Below are 13,400 nucleotides of genomic sequence, written 5' to 3'. Positions count from 1 at the left end.
CGCCGCCTCCGCGCGCCCGCTCAGCTCATCGTCGGAATGACGAAGCTTGCCCCGTCCTTGATACCGCTGGGCCAGCGCGCCGTCACGGTCTTGGTCTTGGTGTAAAAGCGGATCGAGTCCGGGCCGTGCTGGTTGAGATCGCCGAAGGAGGAGCGCTTCCAGCCACCGAAGGTGTAATAGGCCAGCGGCACCGGGATCGGCACGTTGATGCCGACCATGCCGACCTGGACCTTGGAGGCGAAGTCGCGCGCCGCATCGCCGTCGCGGGTGAAGATCGCGGTGCCGTTGCCGTATTCGTGGTCGTTGGTCAGCTTCAGCGCTTCGTCATAGGTCTCGGCGCGCAGCACGGAGAGGACCGGCCCGAAGATCTCCTCCTTGTAGATGCGCATATCCTTGGTGACGTTGTCGAACAGGCAGCCGCCGACATAGAAGCCGTTCTCATAGCCCTGCATCTTGAAGGCGCGGCCGTCGACGACGAGGCTGGCGCCCTCTTCGATGCCGACATCGACATAAGCCTTGATCTTCTCCATCGCCGCCTTGGTGACGACCGGGCCGTAATCGGCGGCGGTGTCGGTCGAGGGGCCGATCTTGAGGCTCTCGACGCGGGGAATGAGGCGCTTCACCAGTTCGTCGGCGGTGGCCTTGCCGACGGGAACCGCGACCGAGATCGCCATGCAGCGCTCGCCGGCCGAGCCGTAGCCGGCGCCGATCAGCGCATCGACAGCCTGGTCCATGTCGGCGTCGGGCATGATGACCATGTGGTTCTTGGCGCCGCCGAAGCACTGCACCCGCTTACCGGCCGCGCAGCCGCGGGCATAGATGTATTCCGCGATCGGAGTCGAACCGACGAAGCCAACCGCCTTGATGTCGGGGTCGTCGAGGATCGCGTCGACCGCGACCTTGTCGCCATTGACGACGTTGAGGATGCCGGGAGGTCCGCCCGCTTCGATGAAGAGTTCGGCGAGCCGCATCGGCACGCCGGGGTCGCGCTCGGAGGGCTTCAGGATGAAGGCGTTGCCGCAGGCGATCGCGGGGCCAAGCTTCCAGAGCGGGATCATCGCCGGGAAGTTGAACGGAGTGATGCCGGCGCAGACACCCAGCGCCTGGCGCAGCGAATAGATGTCGATGCCGGGGCCGGCGCCGTCGGTGAACTCGCCCTTCATCAGGTTGGGCACGCCGAGCGAGAATTCCACCACCTCGACGCCGCGCTGGATGTCGCCCTTGGCGTCGGGAATGGTTTTGCCGTGCTCGCGGGCGAGGATCTCGGCGAGCTCGTCATTGTTCTGCGCGATCAGGTCGAGGAACTTCATCAGCACGCGGGCGCGGCGCTGCGGGTTGACCGCGGCCCATTTCGGCTGGGCGGCGGCGGCGTTCTCGACGGCTGCGCGCAGCTCGGCGGCCGAGGCGAGCGCGACCTGGCCGATGACGCTTCCGTCCATGGGCTGATAGATGTCGGCAGTGCGGCCCGAAGTGCCCGCGACATGCTTGCCGCCGATGAAATGCCCAACCTGACGCATCGCGCCCTCCCTACGAATGGTGATGTCCTGAGACCGGTGTCACCCCTACCATTCTCGTTTGCGCACGGCTATAGCGACGATGGATAGGATGTCGTGCGGAAAAGCGAATATCGGGGAGAGCGCCTTTGGAGCGGTTCGACTGGGATGATCTGCGCTTCTTCCTGGCGGTCGCGCGCTCGGGCCGTTTGACGGCGGCGGCGCGCCGGCTCGGGGCCGACCACGCCACGGTCTCGCGCCGCATCACCTCGCTGGAGGAAGCGCTCAAGGCCAAGCTCTTCGAGCGCCGGCCGCAGGGCTACACGCTCACCGCCCATGGCGAGCGGCTCCTGGCCAAGGCCGAGAGCATGGAGACCGAGGCGCTGGCGATCCAGAGCGATATCGGCGGCGCCGACATGGCGCTTGCCGGCACGGTCCGGATCGGCGCTCCCGACGGCTTCGGCACCACCTTCCTGGCGCCGCGCCTGGCCAAGCTGGCGAGCGCCTATCCCGGCCTCGAGATCCAGCTCATTGCCATGCCGCGCCTGCTTTCGCTGTCGAAACGGGAAGCCGATGTCGCGATCACGCTCGCCCCGCCCAAGGAGGGCAAGGTCGTGGCGCGCAAGCTCTCCGACTACCGGCTCGGGCTCTATGCCGCGCGGGAGTATCTCGACGCGATGCCGAAGGTCGAGAAACCGGAAGATCTCTTCGATCACCGCATCGTCGGCTATATCGACGACCTGATCTTCACGCCCGAGCTCGATTATCTCGACGAGGTCGCCAAGGGCCTGCGCGCCCAGGTCCAGAGTTCGAGCGTGCTGGCTCAGATGAACGCGGTCGTCGCCGGAGCCGGCATCGGGGTGATCCACCATTTCATGGCCGAAGGCGAGCCGCGCCTCGTGCCTGTCCTGCCCGAGACTGTCTCGATCACGCGATCCTTCTGGCTCCTGGTCCATGCCGATCTGAAAGATGTCGCCCGCGTCCGCGCCATCGTCGATTTCGTCGTGCGCGAGGCGAAGGCGTCGCGGGCGCTGTTGATGGGCGAACAGCCTGCCGCGGCGGTATCGCGGCCCGCCTTGGTCGAGGGATAGAGCGTTTTCGCTGGGCCGGAGCGTCAGGTCGCGGCAAGGCAGACCCGGTTCCGGCCTTGCTGCTTTGCCGCGTAGAGCGCCTGGTCCGCGCTGCGCAGGCAATGATCGAAACGATCCGCCGGATCGGCCTCGGCAACGCCGATCGAGGCTGTGACGGAGATCGTCTCGGCCCCGATCTGCAAGGTTGCATGCGAGATATCCAGCCGGAGGTGATCGCTGAAGCGCATCGCGGCGGCCGGGGCCATTCCGGGAAACAGGATGACGAACTCCTCGCCGCCGAGACGGGCAAGCAGGTTGCCGGTGCCTTCGACCGCATCCTTGAGGCAACGGGCGACCAATTCGAGCACCCGGTCGCCGATGTCATGGCCGTGCGTATCGTTGAGCTGCTTGAAGTGGTCGATATCGAGAACCGCGACCGTGCTTGAAGGGCGCGCCTGCACGGTCTTGATGAGCTTGGGGCCATTCTCGAAGAAATGCCGGCGGTTGAAGAGCCCGGTGAGATAGTCGCGGGACGCCAATTCCTGGAGCTGTTTCAGTTGCAGGAGCGTGTCCGCATTGTTTGCGATCCGGCATTGCAGCTCTTCAGGCATGAACGGCCGCGAAATGAAGTCGTTGGCCCCGGCTTTCAGGAAACCGGCGGAAACGGCGATGTCGGTCGTGGAGGATACCCCGATCACGCGCAGCTTGTCCGGTCCGACCATGCGGCGGATTTTGCGCGTCAGCTCGTATCCGTTGATATCGGGCATATTATAGTCGGAAACGACGATCTGGATGTCGGGATTGGCCTCGAGCAGCGACAATGCCTCCGCGCCGGACCCGGCCTCGATGACCGAGTATTGCTGCACCGCCAGCATCCTGGCGAGGTGCTTGCGCGCGGTCGTCACGTCGTCGACGACGAGGATGCGCATCTCGCGGTTGGACAAGGCGCGCTTGACCGCGGTGACCAGCGTGTCCAGCGCGAACTCGTTGTTCTTCAGGACATAGTCGATGACGTCGCGCTCCATGATCCGGCTGCGCGTCTGCAGGTCGAAGCTCCCCGTGAAGACGATGGTCGGGATGCCGCGTTGCACCGTGAAGTCGATCGCTTCGCCGTCGGGCGCATCCGGCAGGTTCAGATCGACCACCGCGATGCCGTAGGCCTCAGGCTCTTCGGTGACGACCTCGTGCAGCTCGTTCAGCGATGCGCATGTCACGACGGATAGCCCCGTCTCCTCGGCGAGGAGCTTGCGCAGCGCCTTCGAGAAGGTCTTCGAATCCTCGACGATGAGAAGCTTGCGCATATCGGCGACCGGCTCGGATTTGCGACGAACAGCGGCGCGGTAATTCATCGGCGCAGAATCCTTACGACGCGTCCTGGCAATTCGTCATGGTTCGAGGCGGCATACCAGCTCGGTTGTCCAGGGAGCAGGGCGTTTTCCAGCTCCGGTCGAAACTGGCCATCCAGGGTAAATGTCGGATTAACCTGTGGTTGCCGGCCGCACTTGTCTCATCCGCTGGAACGTCTGGACAGGACAAGGCCGGCTCGGACCCTGTCGAGCTGTCGGGGGGCTCCGTCAGATCCGCCAGGGCAGCACGTTCCGCGGCAGGCGTTTGCCGCACAGATCAAGTCCCAGCATCACCGCGAAAATGATCAGGGAGGCGCTGATCGCGACCGCCGCCGCCTCGCCGGCGAGCCCTGCCTCCTTCAGGCTGAACAGCACGACGCCGAGGGTCTCGGTGCCCGAGGACCAGAGCAGCGCCGAGACGGTCAACTCGTTGAAGGCGACGAGAAAGACCATCAGGCCCGAGACGGTTGCCGCCGGAGCCAGGATCGGCGCCACGATGAAGCGCAGCATCTGCCAGAGGCTCGCGCCGTCGAGCTTCGCTGCCTCCTCGTGATGCGCCTCGATCTGCGCCATCGCCGCGACGGGCGCCTTCAGCGCCAGCGGGAGGAAGCGGGCCAGATAGGCGAAGAGGATGATGAAAGGCGTGGCGTAGAGGCTCACCCCAAGAAGCGGCAAGGGCTTCAGGAAGAGCAGGATGCTGGCGATGGCGAGCACGACGCCGGGCAGAGCATAGGGCAGTTCGATGACGAGCTCGACGACACGCCTGAACCTGCCCATGCGCCGCTCCAACGCATAGGCGAAACCGATCGAGGTCAGAGCGAGCAGCAGGGCGGCTGAGCCGGCGAACAGAAAGGAGTTGCGGAAGGCCCGCATTGTCACATCCTGGCGCAGCAGCACCTCGGTGAATTTATCCAGCGTCAGGCTCTGCCAGGACAGGGCGACGCCGAGCGCCGGCGTCAGCGCCTCGCAAAGCAGCGCCAGAAAAGGCAGGCCGAGCTTCAGCGCCAGCAACGTCCAGAGTACGCCGGCAACCAGCGGCCGCGCGCGCCCGAGCGTCCAGAACGGCTGCAGCGGCCGCTCGATCTCGACCTTGCCGCCGGCGCGCCGTGTCGCCAGCACGCTCGCCAGGATGCCGCAACCGGCGACCAGGGCCACCAGCAGGGAGAGCGCGGCGGCGTCTGACAGTCCGGCCGGCCCGAAGCTCGCCAGCCGCCGATAGATCAGCGTCGGCAGCGTCAGGTAGTTCACCGGCAATCCCAGCAGCGCCGGAATGCCGAAATTGCCGATGCCGGCGACAAAAGCGATCAGCGCGGCGGCGATGATCTGCGGCCGCAGCACCGGCAGCAGGATGCGCGCGACGATCGTCGCCGGTCCCGCGCCCTCCATCTGCGCCGCCTCGACCAGGGAATGCGGCACGCTGCGCAGGCCGGTCCAGAGCGTGATCGCGACCAGCGGCGCATGATGCAGCGCCATGACAAGGATGATGCCGCCGCGCCCGAGCAACGGGTTTGGCGTGCCTGGGGCAGGAGACAGGCCAAGCGCCTCCAGGATCGGCGAGTGCGGCGCGAACAGGCTCAGGAATGCAAGAGCTGCGACCTGTGGCGCGATCATCATCGAGAACACGAAGAAGAAGGCGAGGGGGCGCTTATAGCGCAGGTCGGTGACACCGAGTGCAAGCGCCACAGTGCCGCCGATCAGCAAGGCTGCGAGCGCGGAGAAGCCCGCCGTCTCCAGTGTATGGAGCGTCGCATTGACCGCCGCGCGGCTGCCGATCTGTTCCAGCGCGGCGTCGGGAGCAAACTGCCAGCCCGGCGCAAGGGCCGCGATGGCGAGCCGCAGGAAGGGCAGGGCGCCGAGCAGCAGGGCGGTAAGCGTGACAGCAACTGGCAGTCCAAGCCCCTCCGGCTGGCGCAGACGCAAAAGCCGACCCAGAGCTGGCCAGGTCGGGCGCGCGGCGTCGCGCTGCCAGCCGGGGCGGGCGATGAGCGTCATTGCAAGGGCGGCGGGGTGCGCGTCACGCTGGGCTCACTCGAAGATCGCGCTGAAGCGCTTGCGCGCCGCGGCCTCGCCGGCAAGCGCCTGGGCGGCGTCGAACGGCATCAATTTGATCGCGTCCCGCGTCGGATAGCCAGCCGGTAGCGCGACATCGGGGTGGGCCGCGACATAGCCCTGGCGCAGCGCCAGCGCCTGGCCTTCCCGGGAGATCAGGAAATCGACGAAGGCCTTCGCGGCTTCCGGGTTCTTCGTCGATTTCAGGATCGCGACCGGCTCGCCGACGGCGGAGACGCCTTCGCTGGGAAAGACGAACTCGACCGGCGCGCCCTTGGCCTTCTCACGGATAGGCATGAAGTCGACGATCATGCCGTAGAGCTTCTCACCGGTGGCGACCTGGCGCAGGATGTCGCCATTGCCGCCGGCCGCGAGCGCGCCATTGTCCCTCAGCTGCTCGTAATAGCGCCAGCCGCCCGGCAGGTTGCCGGCCAGCGTCATGGTGTGGATCAGGGCGGCGCCCGAATTCAACGGGCTCGGCATGGCGAGCAGGTTCTTGGCCTCGGGCTTCGCCAGATCAGCCCAGCTCGTCGGCTTCAGCGCAGCCTTGTTGTTGTAGACGATGCCGGTGGTGATCAGCTTGGTCGAGAACCACATCTTCTGCGGGTCGTGGATGCCGGCTGGATAGGCGGAGACATCGGCTGCGTCATAGGCGAGGAGCCGGCCCTCCTGCTTCAGGCCTTCCATCGTCACCGAATCGGCGATCAGCAGGAGGTCCGCCTGCGGGCTGCCGGCTTCGATCTCGGCGCGCAGCTTCGCCATCACGCGCGGCGTGCCGTCGCGCACGAAGCTCACTTCGACTTTAGGATAGAGCGTCTTGAAGGCATCGATCGTCTGCTGCGCGTCGGTGTTGGGCTGGCTGGTGTAGAGGACGAGCTTGCCCTCCGCGGCCGGCGCCGTCGTGGCGGCGAGCGCGCTCGCAGCTGCCAATACGATCAAGATCTTGGCGCGCATCGCCGCCTCCCATGGGCCTCGACCCGGCCGGGTCCGTCAGGGCCGTTAGGCCCCCTATATGACATATCCATGAAAGCGCCAGCGATCCGCCGCCGCGCCGTGCCGGTAACCTGGACTGCCCGAATTTCCCGCATTGCACCGGCTTGTTTGTCCGAGCGCTTTTCAGCTAGTGTCCTCGACAAGACGTCCTAAATCGTCGGCATTAAACGTTTTAAATGGGAGGTTATCGATGAAATCGGTTCGTTGTCTCGTCACTGGGGCGGCCTTCGCGGCGATTGCCGCGGGTTGGTCCGGCGCGGCGCTCGCGCAAGAGACCGTCACGGTCTGGTTCACCAAGGGCTTCTACAAGGGCGAGGATGACGCGCTGCTGGCCGTCGTCGACAAGTTCCAGAAGGCGACCGGCGTCAAGGTCGATCTCTCCCTCTACGCGACCGAGGATTGCGTGACCAAATCGGTCGGCGCCATCGAGGCCGGCACGCCGCCCGATGTCGGCTTCTGCACGACCTATGATTTCCGCACCACCGGCAAATGGGCCTTCGAAGGCAAGCTCGAGGACGTCACCGACGTCATCGAGCCGATGAAAGCCGAGTTCCAGCCGCAGGCGCTGGCGACGACCTTCCTGATGAACAACAAAACCGGCAAGAAGTCCTATTACGCCTTCCCCGTCGAACAGCAGATGATGCACATCACCTACTGGAAGGACATGCTGGAGGAAGCCGGCTTCAAGGAAAGCGATATCCCCAAGGGCTGGAACGGCTATTGGGACTTCTGGTGCGACAAGGTCCAGGGCTCGCTGCGAGCCAAGGGCAAGCGCATCTACGGCATCGGCCATCCCATGGGCATCGCGGCGTCCGACACCTTCTACAGCTTCCTGACCTTCGCCAACGCCTATGGCGCGCAGGTGGTCGACGAGAACGGCAAGATCGTGCTCGACCAGCCCAAGAACAGGGCGGCGATGATCGAAGCGGTGAAGTCCTATGCCAACATCTTCCAGCGCGGCTGCTCGCCGCCATCCTCGGTCAACTGGCTGGATCCCGACAACAACGTCGCCTTCCACAACCGCACGACCGTGCTGACGCATAACGCGACGATCTCGATCGCCGCCAAGCATCTCGACGACATGAACAATCCTGCGCTCACCGCCGAGCAGCGCGCCCAGGCCAAGAAGAATTACGAGGACAACATCCGCACTGCCGAATTCCCGCTCAAGCCCGATGGCGGCGTCATGCCGAACCTGGCTGCGGTGAAGACGGCCGTGATCTTCGCCGACGCCAAGAACAAGAAGCGCGCCAAGGAATTCATGGCGTTCCTGCTCAAGGACGAAAACCTGCGTCCCTTCGTCGAAGGCTCGGTCGGTCGCTGGTTCCCGACGACGATCGCGGGCGCCAAGAGCCCGTTCTGGACTGACGGCAAGGATCCGCATCGCGCGATCGTCCATAAACAGTACAGCGATGGCACCGTGCCGTTCCAGTTCGTCTACAACTACAACTTCACGACCGTGAACGCCGAGAACGTCTGGGCCAAGGCGGTGAATCGCGTGGTTCAGGACAAGATCGCGCCTGACGTCGCAGTGGACGAGATGATCGCCCGCATCAAGCAGATCGCCGGCTGACGCCGCCGATCCTAACGAACAGGCGCCCTGCGGCCGCAAGAGCCGCGGGGCGCCGACCCGTCCCAGTATGACGGCGAGACCGAGGGAGTAGGTTATGACAGCGACCACGATGGCCGCACCGGTCGCGGCACCCAGCGATGCGGTTTCGGGCCATACCCGCGACCGCGCGCTCTGGGGCGCGATCATGCTGGCGCCCTATGTCCTCGTCTTCGCCGTGATGGTGGTCTACCCCGTCGCTTACGGCCTCTGGCTCGGCCTCAACTGGAATTCCTACCGCGCGCTCTTCGCCGACCCGATCTTCATTCGCACGGTGGTCAACACCATCGTCTTCCTGTTCATCGCGGTGAACCTGAAATTCCTGATCGCGCTCTGGCTCTCTGGTTTCTTCGTGGCGCAGCGCGCCTGGGTTCGCATCGTCCTGGTGATCTTCATCCTGCCTTGGGCCGTGCCGTCAATTCCGACCATTCTCTCGTTCCGGGTCATGCTCAACCCCGAGAACGGCATGATCAACCAGCAGCTTTTCCACCTGTTCGGCATCGTCGAAGGGCCGGGCTGGCTGACGGATCCGACGCTGGCCTTCGCCAGCTCGATCATGGTCCATATCTGGAAGTCGCTGCCGTTCTGGACGTTGATCCTGATCACCGGGCGCTTCGCCATCGCGCAGGATCTCTACGAGGCCGCCAGCGTCGACGGTGCAAACAAATGGCAGCAGTTCAAATTCATCACCTGGCCCTCGCTGGCGACGCTCTACGTCACCTCGACCATGCTTTCGATGATCTGGACGCTGGGCGACTTCAACAGCGTCTACCTGCTCACCGGTGGCGGTCCCGGCGATTTGAACCATGTGCTCTCGACGCTCGGCATCCGCTACATGCGCAACAACAATCTCGATCTCGGCATCGCTTCGATCATCGTCGCCATGCCGCTGATCCTGCCGATGGTCTATTTCATGGTGAAGCGTCTTTCGAAGGGAGCCGAATGATGAAAAAGGCTCTCGACGAGGGAAAGCTGATCCTGATCGCCATTCCCGTCCTGATCTGGACGCTGCTGCCGATCTACCACCTGTTCGTGCTCTCGATCTCCAGCCAGGAGGCGATGCTGGCGGGCACATTGTGGCCGGCCAAGCCGACGCTGCAGAATTTCCAGATCGTCTTCCAGCAGCAGCACTACTACCTGACGAATTTCTGGCGGCAGATGTTCAACAGCTTCTTCATCGCGATCACGACCGGGCTGCTTACGCTGTTCATCGCCACTTTCGCCGCCTTCGCGATCTCCCGCCTCAAGGTCAAGGGCGGGCGCACGATCATGAACCTCGCTTTGGCAACCTACCTGATCCCGGCCGCCTTTCTCGCCATCCCGATGTACAAGGCGATGGGCTCCTACGGCCTGCTGAACACGCAAGCCGCCTTGATCCTGGCCATGGTCGCACTGGCCTCGCCCTATGCGATCTGGGTGCTGAAGCAGGCCTCCGACAAGCTTCCCAAGGAGCTCGACGAGGCCGCGATCATGGACGGCGCGACCTCGCTGCAGCTCTTCCGGTTGGTCTACCTGCCGCTGATGAAGCCCTCGATGGTGGTCATCGGCATCTATGCGCTGCTGCTCGCCTGGAACGAGTATCTCTACGCCTTCCTGCTGCTCTCCAATGAGAAGGCGGTTCCGCTTGCCGTGGGGCTGGGGCTGTTCCTCTCGGCCGACGACGCGCCCTGGAACCTGCTGATGGCGGCGGGCCTGCTCTATGCGATCCCTCCGGCGGTGATCTATTACGGCTTCCGCAAGAACATGGTCGGCGGATTGACCGCGGGCGCCGTCAAGAGCTGAGCCTTCGCCACCCGCGCAGGCCGGCCCTGTCGCCGGCTTGCTTGACCGCGCGGGAACAGCGCCGCAGGTTCGGGTGTTCTTTCGATACGGACCATAGCAGGACCATCATGACCGCTTCCAAGCTCGACCAGCTCCGCGAGATGACGACCGTCGTCGCCGACACCGGCGATATCGAGGCAGTCCGCCGGCTGAAGCCGGTCGATTGCACCACCAACCCGACGTTGATCCTGAAGGCGGTGGAGACCCCGGCCTATGCCCATCTCGTCGACGAGGCGATCAGCTGGGGCAAGAAGGCTGGCGGTGGCGAGAAGGCCGTGCATGCGGTCTGCGATCGGCTCGCCGTCACCTTCGGGGCGGAATTGACCAAGATCGTGCCCGGCCGGGTCTCGACCGAGGTCGATGCCGATCTCTCCTTCGACACGCAGGCGACGATCGACAAGGCGCGCGCCATCATCGCCGCCTATCAGGAGCGCGACATCGAGCGCGACCGCATCCTGATCAAGATCGCCTCGACCTGGGAAGGCATCCAGGCCGCCAAGGTGCTGCAGGCCGAGGGCATCGACTGCAATCTGACGCTGCTCTTCGCCCTGCCTCAGGCGGTCGCCTGCGCGGACGCCAAGGCCTTCCTGATCTCGCCTTTCGTCGGCCGCATCCTCGACTGGCACGTCAAGGCGGGCGGCGGTCCCTACACCGCCGAGACCGATCCCGGCGTCGTCTCGGTCAAGGGCATCTACGCTTACTACAAGGCGTTCGGGATCAAGACGGTGGTGATGGGTGCCTCCTTCCGCAACACCGGGGAGATCGAGGCGCTGGCCGGCTGCGACCGGCTGACGATCGGGCCCGGCCTGCTCGACGAACTGGCCGCGGCGACCGGCGATCTGCCGCGCAAGCTGTCCCCGGCCTCCTCGCCGCAAGTGGCTTCTCCCGGCGGAAGCAGAATCGTCCTCGACGAGAAGGCCTTCCGCTTCGCCATGAACGAGGACGCCATGGGCACGGAGAAGCTGGCTGAGGGCATTCGCGGCTTCGTCAAGGATTTGCGCGGGCTCAGGAAGCTCGTGGCGGCAAGGCTCGGTTGAGAGTCCGTTTGGAAACCTCCTGAGCCCTCATCCTTCGAGACGCCGCTGCGCGGCGCCTCAGGATGAGGGCTGGAGTTTCCAAATAGCCTCTAAAGCCGCGATATTGACGTCGCCGGCCCGGGGTGAGAGCTTGCAGCTCAGCTCCCACCGGAGATGAAGCCATGTCGCAAGCCCCGACTCCCGCGCATCATCCGTCTTCGCTCGGCACGCATCTGGTGCCGTTGCGCCGCAACTGGGGCTGGTTGCTGGCGGCCGGCATCGCCCTGGTGATCCTCGGCATACTCGGCCTGGGCGCCGTCGGCCTGCTCAGCATCGCCAGCACGATCTGGTTCGGCGCCATGATCTTCGCCGGTGGCGTGATCATGCTGATCGACGCCTTCCGGCATGGCGGCTGGAAGAGCCGGCTGATGCATATCCTGATCGGCCTGCTCTATCTCGCCGTCGGTGTCATGGTCTTCATCAATCCGGTCGTGGCGACGGTGTCGCTGACCCTGTTCGCCGGCGCTGCGCTCGTCGTGGCGGGGCTTTTGCGCATCGTCGTTGCGTTCCAGACGCGGCCGATGCCAGCCTGGATCTGGGTGCTGGTCTCAGGGCTGTTGTCGCTCGCGCTGGGCACCCTGATCCTGATGCAATGGCCGGCATCGAGCCTCTGGGTGCTCGGCACCTTCCTTGCCGTGGAGCTGATCTTCCAGGGCTGGGCCTGCATCGCTCTGGCCCGGGCAATCCGCTCGACCTTCGATGGCGTCATCGCCAAGCGGGCCGCGCCCGCGGCGGAGGCGTAACATCACCTTTACGTGTGCGGTGGTTCGTCACCATGGCGCGGCCATCATGGGCGCGATAGATCGCGGTCATGCTGTACCGCTTATCCCTTGCGATCTTCGCCTTGTTCCTCGCCGGCCCCGCCTCGGCGCAGGCGACATGGCGCTTCGACCGCGCTTCGACCGAGATCAGCTTCGTCGCACGCCGCTTCGGCGCAGTCGTCGCCACAGGCCGTTTCGAGCGCTATGACGGCACGTTGGCGCTGGATTTCGACCAGCCCGAGAAGAGCCGGATCAGGGTCGCGATCGAAACCGGTTCGATCAAGGCGGGCTCGGCGCTGATGGACGGCTTCATCACCGGCGAGAGCATGCTGGATGCCGGCCATAGCCCGACGGCGAGCTTCAATTCCGTCAGCGTGACCCGAACCGGCGAACGCAGCCTGCAGATCAATGGCCAGCTCACCATCCGCTCCGTCACCCATCCTATCGTGGTCAATGCCGTGGTGGATGGCGATCTCGACAAGGCGCGGCGTGGCGAAAAGCTGCCTTTCCACGCCAGCGGTTCGTTCATGCGTCCTGCTTTCGGCATCGGCCGGGACGTCAATGTCGTCGACGATCTGGTCGAGATCGCGATCAAGGGACAGCTGTCGCGATGACGGCTGCCGAGGCGCGCCATCCAATGCGATGGCACCCCGCGATCGTCGCCCTGCATTGGCTGACCTTGCTGCTGATCGCGCTCCAGTTCCTGCTCGCCAGGCTGATGGGCGATGAGACGCGCGATCTCGTCGGCCGCTTCGAGCTCTATCAATTGCACAAATCCATCGGCCTGACGGTTGCGGTTTTCGTACTGCTGCGGCTTGGCTTGCGTCTCGCCTTGCCGGCTCCGCCGCCGACGCGTCCCGAACCATGGCAGCGCCTTGCCGCCGGCGCGGTTCAGGGCGGGCTTTATCTTTGCCTGGCTGCCTTGCCGCTGACCGGAATGCTGATGGTGTCAGCTGCGCCGATCCAGATCCCGACTTTGTATTTCGGCTGGTTCGCGGTGCCTCATCTCATCGGTCCCGACAAGGCGACCTATGAGATGATGCTATCCCTGCATGAGCGGGTCTTCGACCTGCTCATCGTGCTCGGGCTGATCCATCTCGGCGCGGTCCTGTTCCACCGCATGGTCTGGGGCGATGGCCTGCTGCGCCGGATGTGGTTCAGGGGCTAGCAGGCCGCTAAGGC

The 13,400-nt window shown here is 64.8% G+C and carries 12 protein-coding genes; 8 read left to right on the top strand and 4 right to left on the bottom strand.

Features of this window, described 5'->3' with window-relative positions; all coding sequences use genetic code 11:
* Positions 1-20: 20 nt before the first annotated feature.
* A complete protein-coding gene (locus tag BMZ97_RS13475; protein ID WP_092170059.1) occupies positions 21-1,517 on the bottom strand; it encodes a CoA-acylating methylmalonate-semialdehyde dehydrogenase in 1,497 nt (498 codons plus the stop codon).
* 125 nt (positions 1,518-1,642) lie between these two features.
* Here BMZ97_RS13475 and BMZ97_RS13470 point away from each other — a divergent pair, with 125 nt between their 5' ends.
* Positions 1,643-2,584, top strand: a complete 942-nt coding sequence (locus BMZ97_RS13470) for a LysR family transcriptional regulator (protein WP_092170057.1) — start codon at positions 1,643-1,645, stop codon at positions 2,582-2,584.
* A gap of 23 nt (positions 2,585-2,607) precedes the next feature.
* Here the strand turns inward: BMZ97_RS13470 and BMZ97_RS13465 are convergent, their stop codons facing one another.
* From BMZ97_RS13465 to BMZ97_RS13455, 3 genes are all read right to left on the bottom strand, one after another.
* Positions 2,608-3,912: a diguanylate cyclase gene (locus tag BMZ97_RS13465; protein WP_092170054.1), complete on the bottom strand. Its 1,305-nt coding sequence runs from the start codon at positions 3,910-3,912 to the stop codon at positions 2,608-2,610.
* 225 nt (positions 3,913-4,137) lie between these two features.
* A complete protein-coding gene (locus BMZ97_RS13460) occupies positions 4,138-5,901 on the bottom strand; it encodes an ABC transporter permease (RefSeq protein ID WP_092170051.1) in 1,764 nt (587 codons plus the stop codon).
* A gap of 33 nt (positions 5,902-5,934) precedes the next feature.
* Positions 5,935-6,912: an ABC transporter substrate-binding protein gene (locus tag BMZ97_RS13455; RefSeq protein ID WP_092170048.1), complete on the bottom strand. Its 978-nt coding sequence runs from the start codon at positions 6,910-6,912 to the stop codon at positions 5,935-5,937.
* A gap of 229 nt (positions 6,913-7,141) precedes the next feature.
* Between BMZ97_RS13455 and BMZ97_RS13450 the strand changes: the two genes are divergently transcribed.
* The 7 genes from BMZ97_RS13450 to BMZ97_RS13420 all read left to right on the top strand — a co-directional run bounded on the left by BMZ97_RS13450 (position 7,142) and on the right by BMZ97_RS13420 (position 13,386).
* Positions 7,142-8,524, top strand: coding sequence for an ABC transporter substrate-binding protein (locus BMZ97_RS13450; protein ID WP_092170046.1), 1,383 nt, complete (start codon positions 7,142-7,144; stop codon positions 8,522-8,524).
* 109 nt (positions 8,525-8,633) lie between these two features.
* Positions 8,634-9,506 (top strand): ABC transporter permease subunit, encoded by an 873-nt coding sequence (locus BMZ97_RS13445; RefSeq protein ID WP_175525582.1) that lies wholly within the window; start codon positions 8,634-8,636, stop codon positions 9,504-9,506.
* Positions 9,506-10,342 carry a carbohydrate ABC transporter permease gene (locus tag BMZ97_RS13440; RefSeq protein ID WP_092171387.1) on the top strand — a complete coding sequence of 279 codons (837 nt, stop codon included), beginning with the start codon at positions 9,506-9,508 and terminating at the stop codon, positions 10,340-10,342. Before BMZ97_RS13445 ends, BMZ97_RS13440 begins: the two co-directional genes overlap by 1 nt.
* Before the next feature lie 107 nt (positions 10,343-10,449).
* On the top strand, positions 10,450-11,418 hold the full coding sequence (gene tal / locus BMZ97_RS13435; RefSeq protein ID WP_092170040.1) for a transaldolase: 969 nt from the start codon (positions 10,450-10,452) through the stop codon (positions 11,416-11,418).
* Between the two features lie 161 nt (positions 11,419-11,579).
* On the top strand, positions 11,580-12,200 hold the full coding sequence (locus BMZ97_RS13430; protein WP_092170038.1) for an HdeD family acid-resistance protein: 621 nt from the start codon (positions 11,580-11,582) through the stop codon (positions 12,198-12,200).
* Between the two features lie 68 nt (positions 12,201-12,268).
* Positions 12,269-12,832 (top strand): YceI family protein, encoded by a 564-nt coding sequence (locus BMZ97_RS13425; protein ID WP_092170035.1) that lies wholly within the window; start codon positions 12,269-12,271, stop codon positions 12,830-12,832.
* 23 nt (positions 12,833-12,855) lie between these two features.
* The gene (locus BMZ97_RS13420; RefSeq protein ID WP_175525546.1) at positions 12,856-13,386 is read left to right on the top strand and encodes a cytochrome b; all 531 of its coding nucleotides are present in this window, start codon (positions 12,856-12,858) and stop codon (positions 13,384-13,386) included.
* The last annotated feature ends 14 nt before the right edge of the window (positions 13,387-13,400 follow it).

The organism is Allobosea sp. OK403 (assembly GCF_900113835.1).
Taxonomy (GTDB): domain Bacteria; phylum Pseudomonadota; class Alphaproteobacteria; order Rhizobiales; family Beijerinckiaceae; genus Allobosea.
Note: the sequence above shows the minus strand (reverse complement) of the source record. Positions and strands in the feature narration are given on the sequence as shown.

Coding starts and splice junctions, on each gene's coding strand:
- BMZ97_RS13475 (WP_092170059.1), bottom strand. CDS start 1,517: ATGCGTCAGGTTGGGCATTTCATCGGCGGCAAGCATGTCGCGGGCACT.
- BMZ97_RS13465 (WP_092170054.1), bottom strand. CDS start 3,912: ATGAATTACCGCGCCGCTGTTCGTCGCAAATCCGAGCCGGTCGCCGAT.
- BMZ97_RS13460 (WP_092170051.1), bottom strand. CDS start 5,901: ATGACGCTCATCGCCCGCCCCGGCTGGCAGCGCGACGCCGCGCGCCCG.
- BMZ97_RS13455 (WP_092170048.1), bottom strand. CDS start 6,912: ATGCGCGCCAAGATCTTGATCGTATTGGCAGCTGCGAGCGCGCTCGCC.
- BMZ97_RS13450 (WP_092170046.1), top strand. CDS start 7,142: ATGAAATCGGTTCGTTGTCTCGTCACTGGGGCGGCCTTCGCGGCGATT.
- BMZ97_RS13445 (WP_175525582.1), top strand. CDS start 8,634: ATGGCCGCACCGGTCGCGGCACCCAGCGATGCGGTTTCGGGCCATACC.
- BMZ97_RS13440 (WP_092171387.1), top strand. CDS start 9,506: ATGAAAAAGGCTCTCGACGAGGGAAAGCTGATCCTGATCGCCATTCCC.
- tal (WP_092170040.1), top strand. CDS start 10,450: ATGACCGCTTCCAAGCTCGACCAGCTCCGCGAGATGACGACCGTCGTC.
- BMZ97_RS13430 (WP_092170038.1), top strand. CDS start 11,580: ATGTCGCAAGCCCCGACTCCCGCGCATCATCCGTCTTCGCTCGGCACG.
- BMZ97_RS13425 (WP_092170035.1), top strand. CDS start 12,269: ATGCTGTACCGCTTATCCCTTGCGATCTTCGCCTTGTTCCTCGCCGGC.
- BMZ97_RS13420 (WP_175525546.1), top strand. CDS start 12,856: ATGCGATGGCACCCCGCGATCGTCGCCCTGCATTGGCTGACCTTGCTG.